4 protein-coding genes are annotated in these 5,435 nt (G+C 73.1%); 3 read left to right on the plus strand and 1 reads right to left on the minus strand.

All coding sequences use genetic code 11. From position 1 onward, the window contains the following. The first annotated feature begins 2 nt into the window (after window positions 1-2). Entirely contained in the window at window positions 3-1,373 is a 1,371-nt protein-coding gene (locus ADK86_RS12480) for a cryptochrome/photolyase family protein (RefSeq protein WP_053696649.1), read from the plus strand. A gap of 193 nt (window positions 1,374-1,566) precedes the next feature. Beyond that, window positions 1,567-2,592, plus strand: a complete 1,026-nt coding sequence (locus ADK86_RS12485) for a hypothetical protein (RefSeq protein WP_053696650.1) — start codon at window positions 1,567-1,569, stop codon at window positions 2,590-2,592. 44 nt (window positions 2,593-2,636) lie between these two features. Here ADK86_RS12485 and ADK86_RS12490 read toward each other — a convergent pair whose 3' ends face one another. Then, the gene (locus ADK86_RS12490) at window positions 2,637-3,482 is read right to left on the minus strand and encodes a class I SAM-dependent methyltransferase (protein ID WP_053696651.1); all 846 of its coding nucleotides are present in this window, start codon (window positions 3,480-3,482) and stop codon (window positions 2,637-2,639) included. Window positions 3,483-3,551: 69 nt separating this feature from the next. Between ADK86_RS12490 and ADK86_RS12495 the strand changes: the two genes are divergently transcribed. Then, entirely contained in the window at window positions 3,552-5,423 is a 1,872-nt protein-coding gene (locus tag ADK86_RS12495) for a S9 family peptidase (RefSeq protein WP_053696652.1), read from the plus strand. The last annotated feature ends 12 nt before the right edge of the window (window positions 5,424-5,435 follow it).

Below are 5,435 nucleotides of genomic sequence, written 5' to 3' on the forward strand. Positions count from 1 at the left end.
CGATCGCCCTGTTCACCTCCGACCTGCGGGTCCACGACAACCCCGTGCTGAACGCCGCCTCCAAGGGCGACGGCGGCGTCGTGCCGCTGTTCGTCGAGGACGACGGCGTACGGGCCGCGGGGTTCGACGTGCCCAACCGCCGCGCCTTCCTGGCCGATTGCCTGACGGACCTGGACGAGGCGCTGCGCTCGCGCGGGGGCCGGCTCGTCGTCCGTACGGGAGATGTCGTCGAGCAGGCGGCGAGGGCGGCCGCGGCGGCGGACGCCCGTGACGTGCACATCGCGGGCGGCGTCAGCGCGTACGCGCACCGCAGGGAGGAGCGGCTGCGGCGCGCGCTGGAGGCCGACGGGCGGCGGCTGCACGTGCACGACGCGGTGATCACCGCCCTCGCGCCGGGCACGGTCACCCCGGCCGGCCGCGACCACTTCGCGGTCTTCACGCCGTACTTCCGCCGCTGGCAGGCCGAGCGCCACCGCGACGTGCTGCGGCCGCCGCGGCGGCTGCGGGTGCCCGACGGGGCCGACTCGCGGCCCGTGCCGCGGCGCCGCGATGTGCCCGGGGCGTCGCCGGGGCTGGCCGCGGGCGGCGAGACCGAGGGCCGCCGCCGGATGACGGCGTGGCTGCGCGGCCCGCTCGACCGCTACGCGCAGCGGCAGGACGACCTCGCCGGGGACGCGACCTCCCGCCTCTCGCCGCATCTGCACTTCGGAACGCTGTCCGCCGTCGAACTGGTCCAGCGCGCCCGTAAGGCCGGCGGGGAAGGGGCGGGCGGCGATGCCTTCGTACGGCAGCTGGCCTGGCGGGACTTCCACCATCAGGTGCTCGCGGCGCGCCCCTCCGCGGCGCACGCCGATTACCGGACGCGGCACGACCGCTGGCGCCGCGACGATCAGGAGGCCGAGGCGTGGCGTACGGGGCGCACCGGCTACCCGATCGTGGACGCGGCGATGCGGCAGCTCGCCCACGAGGGGTGGATGCACAACCGCGCGCGCCTGCTGACCGCGAGTTTCCTGACGAAGACGCTGTATCTGGACTGGCGGCTCGGCGCGGCGCACTTCCTGTCGCTCCTGGTGGACGGCGATCTCGCCAACAATCAGCTGAACTGGCAGTGGGCGGCGGGCACCGGTACCGACACGCGCCCCAACCGGGTCCTCAACCCGCTGGCCCAGGCGAGGCGTTTCGACGCCGACGGCGCGTACGTACGGCGCTGGGTGCCGGAGCTGGCGGACGTGCCGGGCCTGGAAGGCGGGGCGGTCCACCAGCCGTGGAAGCTGTCGCCCGCGTCGGCGCGGGCGAAGCTGGACTACCCGGAACCGGTGGTCGATCTGGCCGACGGTCTGGCGCGGTTCAAGCGGGCCCGGGGAGTTGATTGAGGCGGGCGGGGATCCGGGGCCGACATGCGGGGGCGCCCTCGCGCGCGTACGCCCGCGAGGCCGTCGATACCGCTCTTGGCCGGGTATCCGCGGGCGATTCCGGTCAATCGACCGCGCCGCGTTCTCGGACCGGGTTCCCGTGGCTAGCCTGTGCGCCGACCTGCTCCACTCGTACGCACGAAGGAGAGCGATCATGGTCGACATCCCCACCACGCCCGGCATGGCCTGGGACGAGCTCTCGTCCCTGAACGGGCAGATCGTGGGCAACCCCTCCGTGGCCCCCAACGCCGACGGCCGACTCCAGGTGTTCGCCCGCGGCAAGGGCGAGCAGGCCCTGTGGACGATCTGGCAGAAGCGCGACGGCGGCTGGAGCGACTGGGAGAACCTGGGCGGCGTGCTGGGCAGCGAGCCCAACGCGATCCGCGGCGTGGACGGCCGGATCTCCGTCTTCTACAAGGGCGCCGACGGGCATCTGCACCACGTACGGCAGGGCGCGATCAACGTCGGCTTCAGCCCGGACGACGTCCTCGTGCGCAACATCGGCGGCGACCCGGTCCCCGCCATGAACGCCGACGGGCGCCTCGACGTCTTCTTCCGGGGCACGGACACCCAGCTGTGGCACGTGTACCAGCTCAACGTCGAATACGAGAGCTGGGTGGCACCGTCCAGCCTGGCCGGCGGCGTGCAGGGCAACCCGGCGGTGGCCCGCGCCGGCGACGGCAAGCTGGAGGTCTTCCACCACAGCACCAACGGCAACCTCTACGACAACCAGCAGAAGGTCCCCGACTCCAGCGACTCCTGGAGCGGGCACTTCGAACTGGTCCGCAACATAGGCGGCGGCGTCGAGGCCGGTCTCGACTCCGACCAGCGCATCCACGTCTTCTTCCGCGGCACGGACACCCAGCTGTGGCACATCCAGCAGAAGGCCGGCTACGACTCCTGGACCTCCGCGTCCAGCCTGGGCGGCGGCGTCCAGGGCACACCCGCGCTCGCGCGCGCGGCCGACGGGCGGCTGGTGGTCTTCCACCACAGCACCAACGGCCACATGTACGCGGCCGAGGAGTCGCGGATCAACGGCGTGGACTGGAGCGGCCACTTCGAGCTGGTACGCAACGTCGGCGGCGACCCGGTCGTCGGCACCAACCGCGACGGGCGGCTGGAGCTGTTCTTCCGCGGCACGGACGACGCGCTGTGGCACCGGCCGCAGAAGTTCGTGTGAGGCGACGAGCAGGCGCGGTGAACACCTCGGGCGCGGCGTGAGCCTTACGGGCGCGTCGCCTTGAGCGAGTACATGAGCGGGACGCGGGGACGGCCTGCGGGCAGACGGTAGAAGCCGTCGTCCCCGCGTTCCAGCGAGCCGAAGCGCTGGAACATCGTCATGTCGTGCTCGTGCAGGAACTCCAGGCGCAGGCCCGTCGCGGCCAGCGCGGAGACCACGTCGCCGAGGGTGTGCTGCCATTCGACGCGGCGGTTGTTGACCGTGGGGGCCGAGAAGTCCGTATACGTACCGGGGCTCTCGTCGACCCAGGCATCCTGGCTGAAGTAGTCGTGCGCGATACGCGAGCCGCTCTCGTCGTCCAGGGCGTCGGTGAGCGGGTGGAACTCGGCGAGGTAGAGGAAGCCGCCGGGGGTGATCAGCGAGGCGGCCGTCTCGGCCCAGCGGCGGATGTCCGGGAGCCAGCACAGCGAGCCGATGCCGGTGTAGACGATGTCGTACGTGTCGGGGGCGGTCGCGGAGGCGGCGACGGCCTCGGCCGCGTCGTACACATCGGCGGCGAGGAACGTGGCGCGGTCCGGGCCGATGCCCAGCTCGGCGGCCATCGCGCGGGCCGCCTCGACGGCGGGCTCGGAGAAGTCCAGACCGACGGCGTGGGCGGCGCCGCGGTGGGCCCAGGACAGGGTGTCCTGGCCGATGTGGCACTGGAGGTGCAGCAGCGTCCTGCCGGTGACGTCGCCGACCTCCGCCACCTCGAAGTCGCGGATCACGTCGCGGCGCCGGCGGAAGCCGTCCTGGTCGTAGTAGTCGCTGGCGAGGTGCAGGGGAACGCGCTCGTCCCACATGGCCCGGTTGGCCGCACGCCAGTCCTCGGGTCCCTTGTGTGTCAGCATCCGCCGAAGTTATCCACAGGCTGGGGGCCGCGCCAGCGGATTTTTCCCGACCCTGCGCAGAATGGGGCCATGACTGACGAGACCACCACTGCCAACACTGACAGCTCCGGGGCGGCGGGCGCCCCGCGGGCGGCCGGTTCCCCCGGTGCCGCGCCGGACTGGGAGAAGCGCTTCCGGGCGCCGCGGGTCAGCCTGCCCGAGTGGGCCGAGGACGCCCCGGACCGCTCGCTGTTCGTCTCGAACGCGACGGGCACCTTCGAGCTGTACGCCTGGGACCGGGCGACCGGCGGGCAGCGGCAGGTCACGGACCGGCCGAACGGCACGACGGACGGCACCCTGACGCCGGACGGCGAGTGGATCTGGTGGTTCTCGGACACCGACGGCGACGAGTTCGGCGTCTGGATGCGGCAGCCGTTCGGCGGCGGCGCGGACGAGCCGGCCGCGCCCGGCCTGGAGCCCTCGTACCCGGCGGGCCTGGCGCTCGGCCGGGACGGCACGGCGGTGATCGGCCGCTCCACGGACGAGGACGGCACCACCATCCATGTCGTACGGCCCGGACAGCCGCCGGTCGAGATCTACCGGCACCGCGAATCGGCGGGCGTCGGCGCCCTGTCGCACGACGGCTCCCTGATCGCGATCGAGCACACCGAGCACGGTGACGCGATGCACTCCGCGGTCCGCGTCGTACGGCCGGACGGCTCGACCGTCGCCGAGCTGGACGACACCAAGGGCGGCACCGAGGAGCTGGGCCTTTCGGTGATGGGCTTCGCGCCGGTGGACGGCGACTCCCGGCTGCTGGTGGGCCACCAGCGGCGCGGGCGCTGGGAGCCGATGATCTGGGACCCGCTGTCGGGCGAGGAGAGCGCCCTGGCGATCGACCTGCCGGGCGACGTCGGCGCCGACTGGTATCCGGACGGCGCGGCCCTGCTGGTGGAGCACGAGTTCCGGGCGCGCGCCGAGCTGTGGCGCTACGAACCGCTGACGCGGACGCTGGCCCGCGTCGAGACGCCCACCGGGACGATCTCCGGGGCGACGGCGCGGCCGGACGGCGCGGTGGAGTTCCTCTGGTCGTCGGCCGCGCAGCCGCCGGAGGTGCGCTCGACCAGCGGGGCGGTCGTCCTGGACCCGCCCGGGGCGAAGGCGCCGGGGTCGGTGCCGGTGACGGACGCGTGGGTCGAGGGCCCCGGCGGCACAGTCCACGCGCTGGTCCAGCGGCCGGAGGGCGATGGCCCGTTCCCGACCGTCTTCGAGGTGCACGGTGGCCCGACGTGGCACGACAGCGATGCTTTCGCGTCCGGGCCCGCGGCGTGGGTGGACCACGGTTTCGCCGTGGTCCGCGTGAACTACCGCGGCTCGACGGGCTACGGCCGCGAGTGGACGGATGCGCTCAAGCACCGCGTCGGGCTGATCGAGCTGGAGGACATCGCGGCGGTACGGGAATGGGCCGTCTCCTCCGGGCTGGCCGACCCGCAGCGGCTGGTGCTGTCCGGCGGCTCGTGGGGCGGCTATCTGACGCTGCTCGGGCTGGGCACCCAGCCCGAGGCGTGGGCGCTCGGCCTGGCCGCGGTCCCGGTGGCGGACTACGTCACCGCGTACCACGACGAGATGGAAGCCCTGAAGGCGATGGACCGCACGCTGCTCGGCGGGACGCCTGAGGAGGTCCCGGAGCGCTTCGAGGCGTCCTCCCCGCTGACGTACGTGGACGCGGTGCGCGCGCCGGTCTACATCTCCGCCGGGGTCAACGACCCGCGCTGCCCCATCCGCCAGGTGGAGAACTACGTCGACCGCCTGAAGGCCCGCAACCACCCGCACGAGGTCTACCGCTACGACGCCGGCCACGGCTCGCTGGTCGTCGAGGAGCGCATCAAGCAGGTCCGCCTGGAGCTGGACTTCACTCGGCGGTACCTGGGGCTGGGAGGGGATGGGGAGCTTAAGGAGTAGGAGCTCAGGGGC

It is taken from the genome of Streptomyces sp. NRRL F-5755, assembly GCF_001279365.1.
GTDB classification, from domain to species: Bacteria; Actinomycetota; Actinomycetes; order Streptomycetales; family Streptomycetaceae; genus Streptomyces; species Streptomyces rimosus.

What these genes read in the sequence shown, in the direction of transcription:
- ADK86_RS12485 (WP_053696650.1), top strand. Translation starts at nt 1,567, where the DNA reads ATGGTCGACATCCCCACCACGCCCGGCATGGCCTGGGACGAGCTCTCG.
- ADK86_RS12495 (WP_053696652.1), top strand. Translation starts at nt 3,552, where the DNA reads ATGACTGACGAGACCACCACTGCCAACACTGACAGCTCCGGGGCGGCG.
- ADK86_RS12490 (WP_053696651.1), bottom strand. Translation starts at nt 3,482, where the DNA reads ATGCTGACACACAAGGGACCCGAGGACTGGCGTGCGGCCAACCGGGCC.